Source organism: Mesorhizobium sp. M8A.F.Ca.ET.161.01.1.1, from assembly GCF_004792105.1.
Lineage (GTDB): Bacteria > Pseudomonadota > Alphaproteobacteria > Rhizobiales > Rhizobiaceae > Mesorhizobium.
The window spans coordinates 22,448-35,402 of the sequence record NZ_SRTD01000018.1; the positions used below are offsets into that span (position 1 = coordinate 22,448).

13 protein-coding genes are annotated in these 12,955 nt (G+C 64.7%); 9 read left to right on the forward strand and 4 right to left on the reverse strand.

Annotation, left to right across the window (positions count from 1 at the left end; all coding sequences use genetic code 11):
• Nucleotides 1–9: 9 nt before the first annotated feature.
• On the reverse strand, nucleotides 10–1,527 hold the full coding sequence (gene hpaE, locus EN804_RS29015; protein WP_135921846.1) for a 5-carboxymethyl-2-hydroxymuconate semialdehyde dehydrogenase: 1,518 nt from the start codon (nucleotides 1,525–1,527) through the stop codon (nucleotides 10–12).
• 12 nt (nucleotides 1,528–1,539) lie between these two features.
• A complete protein-coding gene (locus tag EN804_RS29020; protein ID WP_135883909.1) occupies nucleotides 1,540–1,926 on the reverse strand; it encodes a 5-carboxymethyl-2-hydroxymuconate Delta-isomerase in 387 nt (128 codons plus the stop codon).
• Between the two features lie 215 nt (nucleotides 1,927–2,141).
• Between EN804_RS29020 and hpaR the strand changes: the two genes are divergently transcribed.
• Nucleotides 2,142–2,537, forward strand: a complete 396-nt coding sequence (gene hpaR / locus EN804_RS29025) for a homoprotocatechuate degradation operon regulator HpaR (protein WP_246693499.1) — start codon at nucleotides 2,142–2,144, stop codon at nucleotides 2,535–2,537.
• Nucleotides 2,538–2,859: 322 nt separating this feature from the next.
• Here the strand turns inward: hpaR and EN804_RS29030 are convergent, their stop codons facing one another.
• Nucleotides 2,860–3,369, reverse strand: coding sequence for a flavin reductase (locus EN804_RS29030; RefSeq protein ID WP_135921848.1), 510 nt, complete (start codon nucleotides 3,367–3,369; stop codon nucleotides 2,860–2,862).
• 5 nt (nucleotides 3,370–3,374) lie between these two features.
• Nucleotides 3,375–4,919, reverse strand: coding sequence for a 4-hydroxyphenylacetate 3-hydroxylase N-terminal domain-containing protein (locus EN804_RS29035; RefSeq protein ID WP_135921849.1), 1,545 nt, complete (start codon nucleotides 4,917–4,919; stop codon nucleotides 3,375–3,377).
• A 94-nt stretch (nucleotides 4,920–5,013) separates the two neighbouring features.
• Here EN804_RS29035 and EN804_RS29040 point away from each other — a divergent pair, with 94 nt between their 5' ends.
• The 8 genes from EN804_RS29040 to EN804_RS29075 all read left to right on the forward strand — a co-directional run bounded on the left by EN804_RS29040 (nucleotide 5,014) and on the right by EN804_RS29075 (nucleotide 12,878).
• Nucleotides 5,014–5,883, forward strand: coding sequence for a helix-turn-helix domain-containing protein (locus EN804_RS29040; protein WP_135921850.1), 870 nt, complete (start codon nucleotides 5,014–5,016; stop codon nucleotides 5,881–5,883).
• A gap of 149 nt (nucleotides 5,884–6,032) precedes the next feature.
• Nucleotides 6,033–6,515, forward strand: a complete 483-nt coding sequence (locus tag EN804_RS29045; protein WP_135883905.1) for a hypothetical protein — start codon at nucleotides 6,033–6,035, stop codon at nucleotides 6,513–6,515.
• A gap of 196 nt (nucleotides 6,516–6,711) precedes the next feature.
• A complete protein-coding gene (locus EN804_RS29050) occupies nucleotides 6,712–7,806 on the forward strand; it encodes a transporter substrate-binding protein (protein WP_135921851.1) in 1,095 nt (364 codons plus the stop codon).
• Nucleotides 7,803–8,420, forward strand: coding sequence for an ANTAR domain-containing protein (locus EN804_RS29055; protein ID WP_127278050.1), 618 nt, complete (start codon nucleotides 7,803–7,805; stop codon nucleotides 8,418–8,420). Before EN804_RS29050 ends, EN804_RS29055 begins: the two co-directional genes overlap by 4 nt.
• Nucleotides 8,398–9,303, forward strand: a complete 906-nt coding sequence (locus EN804_RS29060) for an ABC transporter permease (RefSeq protein ID WP_135921852.1) — start codon at nucleotides 8,398–8,400, stop codon at nucleotides 9,301–9,303. The genes EN804_RS29055 and EN804_RS29060 overlap by 23 nt, the downstream gene beginning before the upstream one ends.
• A 30-nt stretch (nucleotides 9,304–9,333) precedes the next feature.
• The gene (locus EN804_RS29065) at nucleotides 9,334–10,254 is read left to right on the forward strand and encodes an ABC transporter permease (protein ID WP_127278048.1); all 921 of its coding nucleotides are present in this window, start codon (nucleotides 9,334–9,336) and stop codon (nucleotides 10,252–10,254) included.
• Between the two features lie 46 nt (nucleotides 10,255–10,300).
• Nucleotides 10,301–11,944 (forward strand): ABC transporter substrate-binding protein, encoded by a 1,644-nt coding sequence (locus EN804_RS29070; protein ID WP_135921853.1) that lies wholly within the window; start codon nucleotides 10,301–10,303, stop codon nucleotides 11,942–11,944.
• Nucleotides 11,934–12,878 (forward strand): acetamidase/formamidase family protein, encoded by a 945-nt coding sequence (locus EN804_RS29075; protein WP_127278046.1) that lies wholly within the window; start codon nucleotides 11,934–11,936, stop codon nucleotides 12,876–12,878. The genes EN804_RS29070 and EN804_RS29075 overlap by 11 nt, the downstream gene beginning before the upstream one ends.
• The last annotated feature ends 77 nt before the right edge of the window (nucleotides 12,879–12,955 follow it).

Below are 12,955 nucleotides of genomic sequence, written 5' to 3' on the forward strand. Positions count from 1 at the left end.
TTCCTCCGGTCAGCCGCCGAGTTTCTGGATTGCGTGCGCCGAAGTGGCGAAGGCGACGTTCTTCGTCTCCATGTAGAAATCGAAGGAATGGTCGCCGCCGTCGCGGCCGATGCCGGAGTTCTTGACGCCGCCGAACGGCGTCGGCAGATGGCGCACATTCTCCGAATTGACCCAGATCATGCCGGCATCCAGCGCATCGGTGAAGCGGAAGGCGCGGGTCACGTCGGATGTCCAGAGATAGCCGGTGAGGCCATATTGCGTGTCGTTGGCCAATGCCAGCGCCTCCGCCTCGTCCTTGAAGGCGATCGCGGTCAGCACCGGCCCGAAAATCTCTTCCTGGGCAATACGCATCCTGTTGGTCGCGCCGGTGAACAATGTCGGGCTGACATAACAGCCACCGCCCGGGCCTGCGAACTTGCCACCGCCGGCGGCGACCACCGCGCCCTCCGATTTGCCGATCTCGATATAGGACAGCACCTTCTCCTCATGCACCGGATGGATCAGCGGTCCCACAACGGTTTTCGGATCGAGGGGATGGCCTATTCTGATGCGCTTTGCCTTCTCCGCCACCAGATCGGTGAACCGGTCGTAGACCGAGGCCTCCACCAGCAGGCGCGACGACGATGTGCAGCGCTCGCCATTCAGCGAGTAGATCATGAACACCGCCGCATCCGCCGCGCGCTCCAGATCCGCATCGGCGAAGACGATCACCGGGTTCTTGCCGCCGAGTTCGAAATGCACGCGCTTCAGCGTATCGGCGCCTTGCTTCATGATCATCGAGCCGGTGCGGCTTTCGCCGACGAAACCGATCGCCTTGATGACGGGGTGCTCGGTCAGCGCCTTGCCGGCATGTTCGCCGAGGCCGTTGACCAGGTTCCACACCCCCTTCGGCAGGCCGGCCTCCTCGGCGATCTCGACCAGCAGCCGCGCCGTCAGCGGCGAGAACTCAGCCGGCTTATGAACCACCGTGCAGCCGGCGGCCAGTGCCGGCGCGATCTTCCAGGTCGACAGCATGAATGGCGTGTTCCACGGCGTGATGATGCCGACCGGTCCGATCGGCACCCGCGTCGTCATGTTGACCTGGCCAGGCGTCCGCAGCGTTTCGCCATCACGCGCTTCCGGCGCGCGGTCGGCGAAGAAACGGAAGTTTTCGGCGCCGCGCAGTGCGGCCTTGGCCATGAACTTCAGCGCCTGGCCGGTGTCCATGCATTCGACGAAGGCAATCTCCTCGGCGCGCGCCTCGATCGCGTCGGCTATTTTGTGCAGCAGCTTCTTGCGCGCCTCGCCAGGCATGCCGGCCCAGGCCGGAAATGCCGCCTTCGCCGCTTTTGCCGCGCGGTCGATGTCGGCGATGCCGCCGCGCGCGACCTTGGCCAGTGGCTTGAGATCGACCGGCGACAACGTCTCGAAGGTCGAGCCGTCGGCGGCAGGCACCGCTTCGCCGCCGATCTGGTTCAGCACGCCATCGCGCTTGAAGCGGGCGAGGTAGGCTTGCGCCTTTTTCAGATTGCCTTCGAGATCGGACATGTCGGTCTTTCGTCACTTGCCGCGCAGCCGCGGGTGGATTGCATTCTTCTTCCAGCTCAACACCGGGTCGATTTCCCTGATCTCCAGCGACAAGGCGAAATGCGGGGTCTCGAACAGCGTTGCCAGGTATTGGCTTACCGCGGTGAACACGGCCTCGCCGGTGCGTTTCTTGTCCTCGGCGCCGCGGCCGCTACCGATGCGAAACGACATATCGAGAAAGGCGTTTTCCGGCAGGCGATCGGCAATGGCGTAGGCGTCGGCGCGAAAAGCCCGCACCCGCACGGCGCCGGTCTCGAACAGCCCGGTGTCGAGCACCGTGCGCAACACCAGCGCGCACAATTCACTCATGTCGACCTTGGCATCGAGATTGGCCGAATACTCGATGGAGAAGTGCGGCACCGCGTTTCGTTCCCTGGATTCTTGCATTTTGTAGTTAACGCGTTAATTACATGATGTACCCCCAAAGTCAAGTCTTGCATCGGGCTGGAGGCGACGATACGGGATGGAAAGGTCGGGGTTTGACGTTGGTCCATGTGGGGTCAAGACTCGCCGACCACCGCATTTATTGGGGGCGCTGCTTCTTGCTGCCGGAAAACACTCGTCGCTCCTTACCGATGGCATTGCTTCACGCCCGCGAAGCCGTGATGGCGCGGTTTCGCCCCATGCTTGCCGCGCATGACGTGACCGAGCAGCAATGGCGCGTTCTGCGCGTGCTGAGCGAGGCCGGCCCGGTCGAGGCGACCGAGCTTGCCGAGCGCGCCTCGGTGCTGCCGCCGAGCCTGACCCGCATCATCAAGGCGCTCGAGGGCCGGAAATTCATCACCCGCAACAAGGCGGAAGGCGACGGCCGCCGCGTCGTGTTGACCATCGCGCCGGCTGGCTCGGCCCTGATCGATGCGCTCTCGCCCGAGCGCCGTATCATCTACGACGACATCGAAAAGCGCTTCGGCCATGAAAAGCTGGAGCAGCTGCTTGATTTGCTGGAAAGCCTGATCGACGGCGAGAGCTGAGGCTTTTCGGTTCGTCGCGGCGGCTCGCATGATCGCGCCAGGACAGCAACACGCCTTCGCGATTAGCCGCGACATCCATCGTGTCGTCATCCTAGGGCGAAGCAGGAGCGAAGCTCCGTCGCGCAGACCCTAGGATCCATGCCGGGACTCCTGAGCGCCCCCACGGTGCAGATTCTGCACCGCTGCACTCGTCGTCTAATGTCACGGAATGGATCCCAGGGTCTCCGCGACGCCGCTTCGCGGCTGCTCCGCCCAGGGATGACGAGGTTGAGAGGGCGGCGGCCGATCTCCAATGCCTGTACCGCGCTCCCAAGGCCTCGCCTCACCCGCCAAAACTCCCCAGCCGCGTCGGCTGCGTGTAGTTGCGGTCGACATAGAGCAGCGCCGAGCCGCCGCTGCCGTGCCTGACGTCGGTGACGCGGCCGATCATGACATTGTGCGTGCCGACGAGGTGCACCGTCTCGATCTCGCAGTCGAAATTGACGATCGCGTCCGACAGCGCCGGCGTGCCCGACGTCAGCGTCTGCCAGCGCGCCGACGAGTAGCGGGCTTCCATGTCCCTGGTCGCGCCGGCAAACTTTCCTGCCAGATGCATGTGGTCATGCGTCAGCACGTTGACGCAGAAGCGCCAGTTGGCGAGGAACATGGCGGCCTGCGTCGACCGTCCGTTCATGCACACAAGCAGCGTCGGCGGCTCGTCGGAGACGGTGCACATGGCCGTGGCGGTGAAGCCGCCGCGTCCGGCCGGCCCGTCGGTGGTGATGATGTTGACCGGCGCGCAGACCCTTGCCATGGCGTCGCGGAAATCGGCTTTCGAAATCTGCGCGGCCATAGGCTTCATCCCGCCGTTGGAGTGAGTGGCGGCAACCAGGTGTCGCCCGTCCAGCCATGCTGGTCATAGTCGGCCATGCAGGTGTCGACGAGTTCCTCCATCGCCTTCAGCCGGCCGCCGCGCTCGGCGCCTTTCAGCACCTGCAGGCGCACCTCTTCCGGGGCGCCGGCATAGTTGAGCTCGTAGAGCGCGTGGCGGCCGCCGAACTCGGTGCCGGTCGCGTCCCACAACAGCTTCATGATCTTGATGCGCTCGATGTGGCCCATGTCGTTGGAGCCGCGCACATATTGCGCCAGATATTTGTCGATCTCGGGATTGTTGAAATCGCGCACCGACGACGGCAAATAGATCAGGCCGGATGCGATCACACGGCGCACCGTGTCGATGACACGCGGATAGGCCTCCGACATGAAGGTGCGGTAAGCCAGCGCGGCATCGAGATTGGGCAGCACCGCGCCGTTCGCCCACGGGATCGGGTTGTGGGCCATGGCATTGGAGAAACTCCAGAACATGTGGCGCAGCGCAATGACCTCGCCAAGCGCTGCCTGGTTGCCGCGAAACGCGTCGCCGCCGGTGGCGCGCAGCGCCTTGGCCAGCAGGCCGGCGAGGAAGTCGAGCTTCACGGCAAAACGGGTGCAGCCCTGGAAGCAGTAACCGTGCATGAAGCCGGATGCCGGGTGGAACGACAGGATCTTTTGCGCGTCGCGCAGCACCAGCACGTCCTCCCAGGGGATGAAGACATTGTCGAGCACGAGGATGGCGTCGTTCTCGTCGAAGCGCGACGACAAGGGATAGTCGAAGGGCGCGCCGACCGTGTTGGCCGTCTGCTCATAGGAGACGCGGCAGAACATCTTTATCCCCGGCGCGTTCATCGGCACGATGAACATCACCGACAGCGACGGATCCTCGGTCACCGTCGCCGAGCCCTGCGCCAGGAAATTGTAGTGCGTCAGCGCTGAGGACGTCGCCACCACCTTGGCGCCGGAAACATAGATGCCGGCATCAGTTTCCCCAGTGATGTGGACGAAGACGTCCTTCACCTGTTCGGCCGGTTTGTGGCGGTCGATCGGCGGGTTGACGATCGCGTGGTTCATGAACAGCACGGCTTCCTGCGCCCGCTTGTGCCAGGACAGCGCATTGTCCTTGAACGGTCCGTACCAGTCGGCATTGGCGCCGAGCGTGTTCATCAGCGCCGCCTTGTAGTCGGGCGTGCGCCCCATCCAGCCATAGGACATGCGTGACCACTCGGCGATCGCCGTCTGCTGGGCCGCGAGTTCGCCGGAGGATTTGGCGACGCGGAAATATTTGTGGGTATAGCCACCCGACCCGGTGTCGGTCGCAGAGGTCAGCGTCTCTCGACGCTTGCCGTCATGCAGCGCATCGTAGAGCCGCGCCAGCGACCGCGCCGAATTGCGCATCGCCGGATGGGTGGTGACGTCTGCTATGCGCTCGCCATTGATATAGACCTCGCGCCCGTCGCGCAGGCTCTCCAGATACTCCGCCCCCGTGAACGGGCGCGCTTTGTCCGCGCGAAAATCTTCCGACCGCATGATGCTCCTCCACTTGGTGTCGCACACCCTAGCGCCGCCGCTGGCGATCGGGTATGGACGGAACGGCAAAACCGATTGGACTTTTTCCGGCGCCATGAGCCAGAATTCCATCCCCGATTTCTTCGTCTATGGCGAGCCGGTGCGGCCGCTCGATGTTGGCTTCCTGCATGTCGAGACGGTGCTTGCCCGCAGCAACATTCACCTTGGCCAGGTTGCCGCGCACAAGCACCCGCAGATGGGCCAGATCACCTACTGGACCGGCGGTTCCGGCACCTACCGCATCGAGGATCGCTCCTGGGACTTTTCGGCGCCGGCCGTCAGCTTCGTGCCAAGCACTATCGTGCATGGTTTTTCGATCGGGCCAGGTACCGACGCCATCGTCGTCTCGGTCGCCGACGATGCGCTCGCCACGCTTGCTGGCCACAGCCTGCTGCCGCTCGACCGGCCGGTCTTCACCGACGCCCTGCCCCAGCACGCCGCATGGCAAAGGCTGGCAACGGTGCTGGACATGATCGCCGCCGAATACGCCGAGGCGCAGGGCGGCAGCGACAAGGTGCTGCCGGCGCTGATCGCTGTCGCGCTCTCCCAAATCGCGAGGCTCGCTCCTGAGGCGACGGATGCCCGGGGCTCTTCCGACACCTCACTGGCGAGGGGGCTGCGGAGGCTCGTCGATGCGCATTTCCGCGACAACTGGCCGGTCGACCGCTACGTCGAGGCCCTCGCCACGACGCCGCATTTGCTCGACAAGGCCGCCCACGCGGTGCTGGGCAGCGGCGTCAAGCGGGTGGTCGGCGAGCGCCGGTTGCTGGAAGCCAAGCGGCTGCTGCTGTTCACCGTGCGCACGGTCGAGGACATCGCCTACGAAATCGGCTTCGACGATCCGGCCTATTTCTCCCGCTTCTTCCGCGAGCGTACCGGCGAGGCGCCGGCCGCGTGGCGGCGGAGGCAATTGCGGGGTCAGTGATCCTTACGCTGATTGATTGTGCCTGAAGCCAGCATTCTTCCCCGATGCAGCCACGGCCACCTTTTCGTGAAGGTGCGCGGGTTGATCCGGCGGCCTGCATGCCTAGGTAGGGAGAGCGGCCGGGGCGCCACGCGATCTCAACAATCGGTATGACATTTTCCTGTATTCGAAAGCTTGCCCTTTCTGGTCTCATCGTCGCCGTCCAGTCTTCCTGCGTCGTTCCCGACGACACGTCGCGCATCGCCAAGGTTGATCCCACGGCGGCGGCGGCTCGCAAGGAGATGGTCGGCCTCAGCGAAGCCGACGTTCGAATGTGCGCGGGGTTTCCAACCGCCACCGCGGATGCCGGCGGATCCGGCCAGATCTGGACCTATAAGCGCGTCGTTCAGCGCGGCAATCTCAGCATCGTCGTCCCGACCCTGTCGGTGGGGCCGGTCCCGGCGCTCGGTGGCTCCCTCAATGTCGCTCCCGGCGGCTATTGCGACACGCAGGTCCGCATGGTCGGCGGCCGCGTCGCCGAAGTTGCCTACGCCGGCGACAACAATCTGCCAAACAGGCGCGACGCGCTTTGTGTCAGCACCGTGGATGCTTGCGTGTCCTATGCCCGCCAACACAGGCCGGCGGCCAAATAGCGGCAGCGGATTTCGCGGGAAACGGCGATGGCCGGCCTTCGCTGTTTGACGCGGATGGCGTTGAGGGCTTGACTGACCCGCCGGACCGAATACGCTAAGGCCAAATACCGGCTCTGATCGCCGGGCGGCAAACATGCCTCGTATGCCTCGCCTTTCCGGCGCTGGCTGCGGGGCATTGTCATTTCTGGGGTCCTGTTTGAAACGGCGCATCGAAATCGGCATCCTCTATTCCCGCTCGGGCAGCTATCAGCTCGTTTCCGACGCGTGCCGGATGGGCGCCATGCGCGCCATCGCCGACATCAACGCCGACAGGAGTTCAGGCATCGAGCTGGTGCCGGTCGAGCGCGATCCGCAAAGCAATGCCGATCGCTACGCGACGCTGTGCGAGGATATTTTCAAAACCAGCAACGCCCGCCATGTCGTCGGCTGCGTCACCTCCTGGAGCCGCAAGGAAACGATTCCGGTGCTTGAGAAGGCCGGCGGCATGCTCTGGTATGCTTGCCCCTATGAGGGTTTCGAGGCCAACGAGCATGTCGTCTACATGCACGCCTGCCCCAACCAGCACCTGGTGCCGCTGCTGGCTCATGTCGTGCCGCGCTTCGGCGCCAACGGTTTTCTGCTCGGCTCGAACTACATCTGGGGCTGGGAGATGAACCGCGTCGCGCGCGACCTGATCGCGGACGCCGGCGGCAAGGTCTTGGGCGAGCGCTATCTGCGCATCGGCGAGACCGACGTGTCGCGGCTGATCGCCGAAATCCGGGCGACGCGGCCGAACTTCATCCTCAACAATCTGATCGGCACCTCGTCCTATGCCTTCCTGGCGGCCTATCGCGACCTGGGCGTCGAGGATCCCGCCTTCAGTTCGCAAAACTGCCCGGTGATCTCCTGCAACCTCACCGAGGGTGAACTGCCGGCGATCGGCGAGACCGGCAAGGGCCATCTGTCGGTCGGGCCCTATTTCGCGCCAAGGCCGGCCGCCTTCGCCTCGTCCTTCGAGGCCTCCGCCTATGCCTCGGTGCAGGTGATGGCCGACGTGCTGTCGCGCGATCCCGACGCCGGCCCGGCGGAATTTTCCAAGGCCTTCGCCGAACGGCGCTTTTCCACCCGCCTCGGCCCGATCGCCATCGACGCCCATTCCCAGCACGCGACGCTGCCTGTCATCATCGGGCGGATCGCGGATGGCTTCTTCGAAGTCGTCAGCCGCGAGGACGAGGTCGCGCCGGACCCGTATCTGTCGCGCTACGACCCGGCAAAGACATTCGGCCGGCCACGCCTCAGGGTGGTGTCGTGACCCGAACCCCGCGCATCCCCAATCTCGGCGGCGCCAGGGCCTTTGTCCTGCATCGCCCGCACCCGACGGTGCAGGCGATCACCAGGCAATTGTCGGCCATCGGGCTTGTCACCGTGGACTGCTGGCCGGAACTGGCGCCGGAGGCGCTGGCCGCCGACTTCGTCTTCTTCGACGCCGATCTCGGCTTCGACGAGCAATTCCCCTGGAAGCCGGGCGAGGCGCCGATGCCGCTGGTGGCGCTGATCGGTTCCGAAGCGCCCGGCCGCATCGAATGGGCGCTGTCGCACAAGGCCGATGCCCAGCTCCTGAAGCCGGTCGGCAATGCCGGCGTCTACAGCGCGCTGCTGATCGCGCGCCAGAGTTTCGAGGCTCGAAAGCATTTAGCCGGCGAGATCGCCGCGCTGCGCCAGCGTGTCGCCGAGCGCCAGACCATCGTGCGGGCTGTCTCGGCTTTGTCGAAAGGCGGCGACGACGACCGCGCCTATGCGCAGCTGCGCTCGCTGGCGATGAGCTGGCAGATCAGCGTCGAGGACGCCGCGCGCCGTATCGTGGCGATGACGGACGAGGCCAAGACCGAAGAGGAAGGCGGCGATGACCAGTCCCATCGCGCCTGATCTCACGGCCGGGCGCATGCCGGCCAAGCCGCGCGCCGGCGTCTGGCGCCGGCTGATCAAGCGCCGCCTGGCGCTGCTCGGCTTGGTCATCGTGGCCATCGTCGTCGCCGGCGCGATCCTGGCGCCGTGGCTGACCGGCTACGATCCCAACGAGCAGATGTTCGACGGCCTGACCATCGAGGGCTCGCCGCTGCCGCCGACCGCGAAATTCTGGCTGGGCACCGACCTGCTCGGGCGCGATCTTCTGACCCGCATCCTCTACGGCGCGCGCACCTCGCTGATCATCGGCATCGTCGCCAATGGCGTGGCGCTGCTCATAGGCACGCTTGTCGGCGTCAGCGCGGGCTATTTCCGCGGCTGGGTCGGCAGCGCGCTGATGCGTTTCACCGATCTGATGATGGCCTTCCCGGCGCTGCTGCTGGCCATCTGCCTGGCGGCGGTGTTCCAGCCCAGCCTGTGGATCGTCGCCATGGTCATCGCCCTGGTCAACTGGGTGCAGACCGCGCGCGTCATCTACACCGAAACCTCCTCGCTCGCCGAACGCGAGTTCATCGACGCCGAGCGCACCATCGGCGCGAGCGCACCGCGCATCCTGTTTCGCCACATCCTGCCGCATCTCCTGCCCACCATCATCGTCTGGGGCACGCTCGGCATCTCGACCACGGTGCTGCTGGAGGCGACGCTTTCCTTCCTCGGTATCGGCGTGCAGCCGCCGACGGCATCGTGGGGCAACATCATCTTCGAGAACCAGACCTATTTCCAGGCCGCACCCTGGCTGGTGTTTTTTCCCGGCGCCGCGATCCTGGCGCTGGCGCTGGCCTTCAACCTGATCGGCGACGCGCTGCGCGACATCCTCGACCCGACGCAAAGGGGCCGGGAATAATGGGGGACCGGGAATAATGGGAGGCCGGTCATGATCGCCTATCTCGGCCGCCGACTGATCCAGTCGCTGCTCATCCTGCTCGGCGTCTCGCTGATCACCTTCGCGCTGCTCTATCTCCTGCCCGCCGATCCGGTGCGCCAGATCGCCGGCCGCAGCGCCACGCCGCAGACGGTGGAGAACATCCGCCAGCAGCTCGGCCTCGACCAGCCCTTCGTCGTCCAGTACTGGCACTATCTGGTCAAGCTCGTCGGCGGCGATCTCGGGCGCTCCTACATCCAGCGCTCCGAGGTTACCGAGCTGATCGTCTCGCGGCTACCGGCCAGCCTGCTTCTGATGGTCGGCGCCATCCTGTGCGAATTGCTGATCGGGCTCTCGATGGGCCTGATCGCCGCCGTCAAGCGCGGCACCGCCACCGACCAGACCTTGATGGTCGCCTCCTTCGTCGGCGTCTCGGCGCCGCAATTCGTCGTCGGCCTTTTGCTGCTCTACGTCTTTGCGGTCAGGCTGAGCTGGTTTCCGATCGGTGGCTACGGCACCTGGCGCCATCTCGTGCTGCCCTCGCTCACCATGGGCATTCTCGGCGCCGGCTGGTATGCGCGTATGATGCGCTCGTCGATGATCGACGTGCTGCGCCAGGATTACGTGCGCACCGCGCGTGCGAAAGGGCTGGCGCGCGGCGCCATCATTTTCCGCCACGCGCTGCCCAACGCCATCCTGCCGGTCATCGCCATGATCGGCATCGACATCGGCATCTTCATGGGCGGCATCGTCGTCGTCGAAAGCGTGTTCGGCTGGCCAGGCATCGGCCAGCTGGCGTGGCAGGCCATCCAGCGCGTCGACATTCCGATCATCATGGGCGTCACGCTGGTTTCGGCCTTCGCCATCGTGCTCGGCAACCTCTTGGCCGACATCATCGCGCCGTTCATCGACCCCCGTATCAAACTGAGATGAGCGCCCGGATGAAACCAGAAAACAAACAGAGAAAGGGAACACGACAATGAAGAAGTTTCTCGCATCGACCGTCGCCGCATCGGCCTTGGCGCTGATGCTCGGCATGACCAGCGCCCGCGCCGAGGACACGATCGACCCCAACGCCAGGCAGGGCGGCGAAATCATCGCCACATACAAGGACGATGTCACGACGCTCGATCCGGCGATCGGCTATGACTGGCAGAACTGGTCGATGATCAAGAGCCTGTTCGACGGACTTATGGATTACGAGCCCGGCACCACCAACCTCAAGCCCGACCTCGCCGAGAGCTACGAGATTTCACCCGACGGCAAGACCTTCACCTTCAAGCTGCGCCATGGCGTGAAATTCCACAATGGCCGCGAGATGACGGCCGACGACGTCAAATATTCGCTCGACCGCGTCACCAACCCCAAGACGCAGAGCCCCGGCGCCGGCTTCTTCGGCTCGATCAAGGGTTATGACGACGTCGCTGCGGGCAAGGCCGAGGGCCTCTCCGGCGTCACCGTCGTCGACCCCTACACGGTCAAGTTCGAGCTGACCCGCCCCGATGCCACCTTCCTGCATGTCATGGCCATCAACTTCTCGCATGTCGTGCCGAAGGAAGAGGTCGAAAAATATGGCGCCGATTTCGGCAAGCATCCGGTCGGCACCGGGGCGTTCAAACTCGCCGAGTGGACGCTCGGCCAGCGCATCGTCTTCGAACGCAATCCGGACTATTGGCACAAAGGCCTGCCGCATCTCGACAAGATCACCTTCGAGGTTGGCCAGGAGCCGATCGTGGCTTTGCTGCGCCTGCAGAAAGGTGAGATCGACCTGCCGCTCGACGGCATTCCTCCGGCAAAATTCCAGGAGGTGATGGCCGATCCCGAGCAGAAGGCGCGCGTGGTCGAGGGCGGCCAGCTGCACACCGGCTATGTCACCATGAACACCACCATGGCGCCGTTCGACAATGTGAAGGTGCGCCAGGCCGTCAACATGGCGCTCAACAAGGCGCGCATCATCCAGATCATCAACGGCCGCGCCGTGCCGGCCAACCAGCCTCTGCCGCCATCGATGCCGGGCTACGACAGGGCCTACAAGGGTTATCCCTACGACGTCGCCAAGGCCAAGGCGCTGCTTGCCGAGGCCGGCCACCCCGATGGTTTCGAGACGCAACTGTTCGCCATGAACACCGACCCCAACCCACGCATCGCCCAGGCGATCCAGCAGGACCTTGCGGCAATCGGCATCAAGGCCAGCATCCAGTCGCTGGCGCAGGCCAACGTCATCGCCGCCGGCGGCGACAAGGCCGGCGCGCCGATGATCTGGTCGGGCGGCATGGGCTGGATCGCCGACTTCCCCGATCCGTCGAACTTCTACGGTCCAATCCTGGGCTGCGCCGGTGCCGTGCCGGGCGGCTGGAACTGGTCGTGGTATTGCAACAAGGACCTCGACGCCAAGGCGGCCGAGGCCGACTCGATTGTCGACCCTGCGAAGGCCGGGGAGCGCAGCAAGATGTGGAGCGACATCTACGCGAAGATCATGGCGGACGCGCCCTGGGCGCCGGTCTTCAACGAGCAGCGATTCACCATGAAATCGGCCCGCATGGGAGGCGCCGACAACCTCTATGTCGACCCGGTCCACGTTCCGATCAACTACGACAATGTGTACGTAAAAGATGTGCAATAACTGCGACTACACCATCCACGGGCGCCACCACCATTTCGGCTGGGACAATTCGTTTGTCCCGGCGCAGCGCGTGGCGCCCGGCTCCACCATCGAGTTCCAGTGCCTCGATGCCGGCGGTGGCCAGCTGAGGCCCGATAGCACCGCCGCCGACATTGCCAAGCTCGACTTCGCGGGGATCAATCCGGTTACCGGACCGATCTTCGTCGAGGGTGCCGAGCCCGGCGATGCGCTGAAGGTGACGATCGAGATGTTCAAACCGTCCGGCTTCGGCTGGACGGCGAACATTCCGGGCTTCGGCCTGCTCGCGGACGACTTCAAGGAGCCGGCGCTGAACATCTGGAAATACGATGCGGCTTCACTGGAGCCCGCATTGTTCGGCAAGAACGCCCGCGTGCCGCTGAAGCCCTTTGCCGGCACCATCGGCAATGCGCTGGCCGAGATGGGCCATCACTCCGTGGTGCCGCCACGTCGCGTCGGCGGCAATCTCGACATTCGCGACCTTGCCGCCGGCACCACGCTCTATCTGCCGGTGGAAGTGGCGGGCGCGCTGTTCTCGGTCGGCGACACCCATGCCGCGCAAGGCGACGGCGAGGTTTGCGGCACCGCGATCGAAAGCCCGATGGACGTCGTGCTCAAGCTCGATTTGGTGAAAGATGCGCGGCTGAAGACGCCGCGCTTCACCACATCTGGCCCGGTGACGCGCCATCTCGACGCCAAGGGCTATGAGGTGACGACCGGCATAGGCCCCGACTTGATGACGGGCGCGAAGGAAGCGGTGGCCCAGATGGTCGACCTGTTGGCGGGCCGCTACAAAATAGATCCCGTCGAGGCCTACATGCTGGCCTCGGTCTGCGGCGATCTCCGCATCAGTGAGATCGTCGACATGCCCAACTGGGTGGTGTCGTTCTATTTTCCGCGTTGCGTGTTTGAATGAGGGGTCGGCGCCGCACCCCCCTCTGCCCTGCCGGGCATCTCCCCCTCAAGGAGGGAGATTGGCTGTCATTCATGCCG

Bases quoted from the DNA above. Each gene is read 5' to 3' on its own strand.
- EN804_RS29075 (WP_127278046.1), top strand. From the start codon at position 11,934: ATGTGCAATAACTGCGACTACACCATCCACGGGCGCCACCACCATTTC.
- EN804_RS29065 (WP_127278048.1), top strand. From the start codon at position 9,334: ATGATCGCCTATCTCGGCCGCCGACTGATCCAGTCGCTGCTCATCCTG.
- EN804_RS29070 (WP_135921853.1), top strand. From the start codon at position 10,301: ATGAAGAAGTTTCTCGCATCGACCGTCGCCGCATCGGCCTTGGCGCTG.
- EN804_RS29060 (WP_135921852.1), top strand. From the start codon at position 8,398: ATGACCAGTCCCATCGCGCCTGATCTCACGGCCGGGCGCATGCCGGCC.
- EN804_RS29045 (WP_135883905.1), top strand. From the start codon at position 6,033: ATGACATTTTCCTGTATTCGAAAGCTTGCCCTTTCTGGTCTCATCGTC.
- hpaE (WP_135921846.1), bottom strand. From the start codon at position 1,527: ATGTCCGATCTCGAAGGCAATCTGAAAAAGGCGCAAGCCTACCTCGCC.
- EN804_RS29035 (WP_135921849.1), bottom strand. From the start codon at position 4,919: ATGCGGTCGGAAGATTTTCGCGCGGACAAAGCGCGCCCGTTCACGGGG.
- hpaR (WP_246693499.1), top strand. From the start codon at position 2,142: ATGGCATTGCTTCACGCCCGCGAAGCCGTGATGGCGCGGTTTCGCCCC.
- EN804_RS29040 (WP_135921850.1), top strand. From the start codon at position 5,014: ATGAGCCAGAATTCCATCCCCGATTTCTTCGTCTATGGCGAGCCGGTG.
- EN804_RS29030 (WP_135921848.1), bottom strand. From the start codon at position 3,369: ATGGCCGCGCAGATTTCGAAAGCCGATTTCCGCGACGCCATGGCAAGG.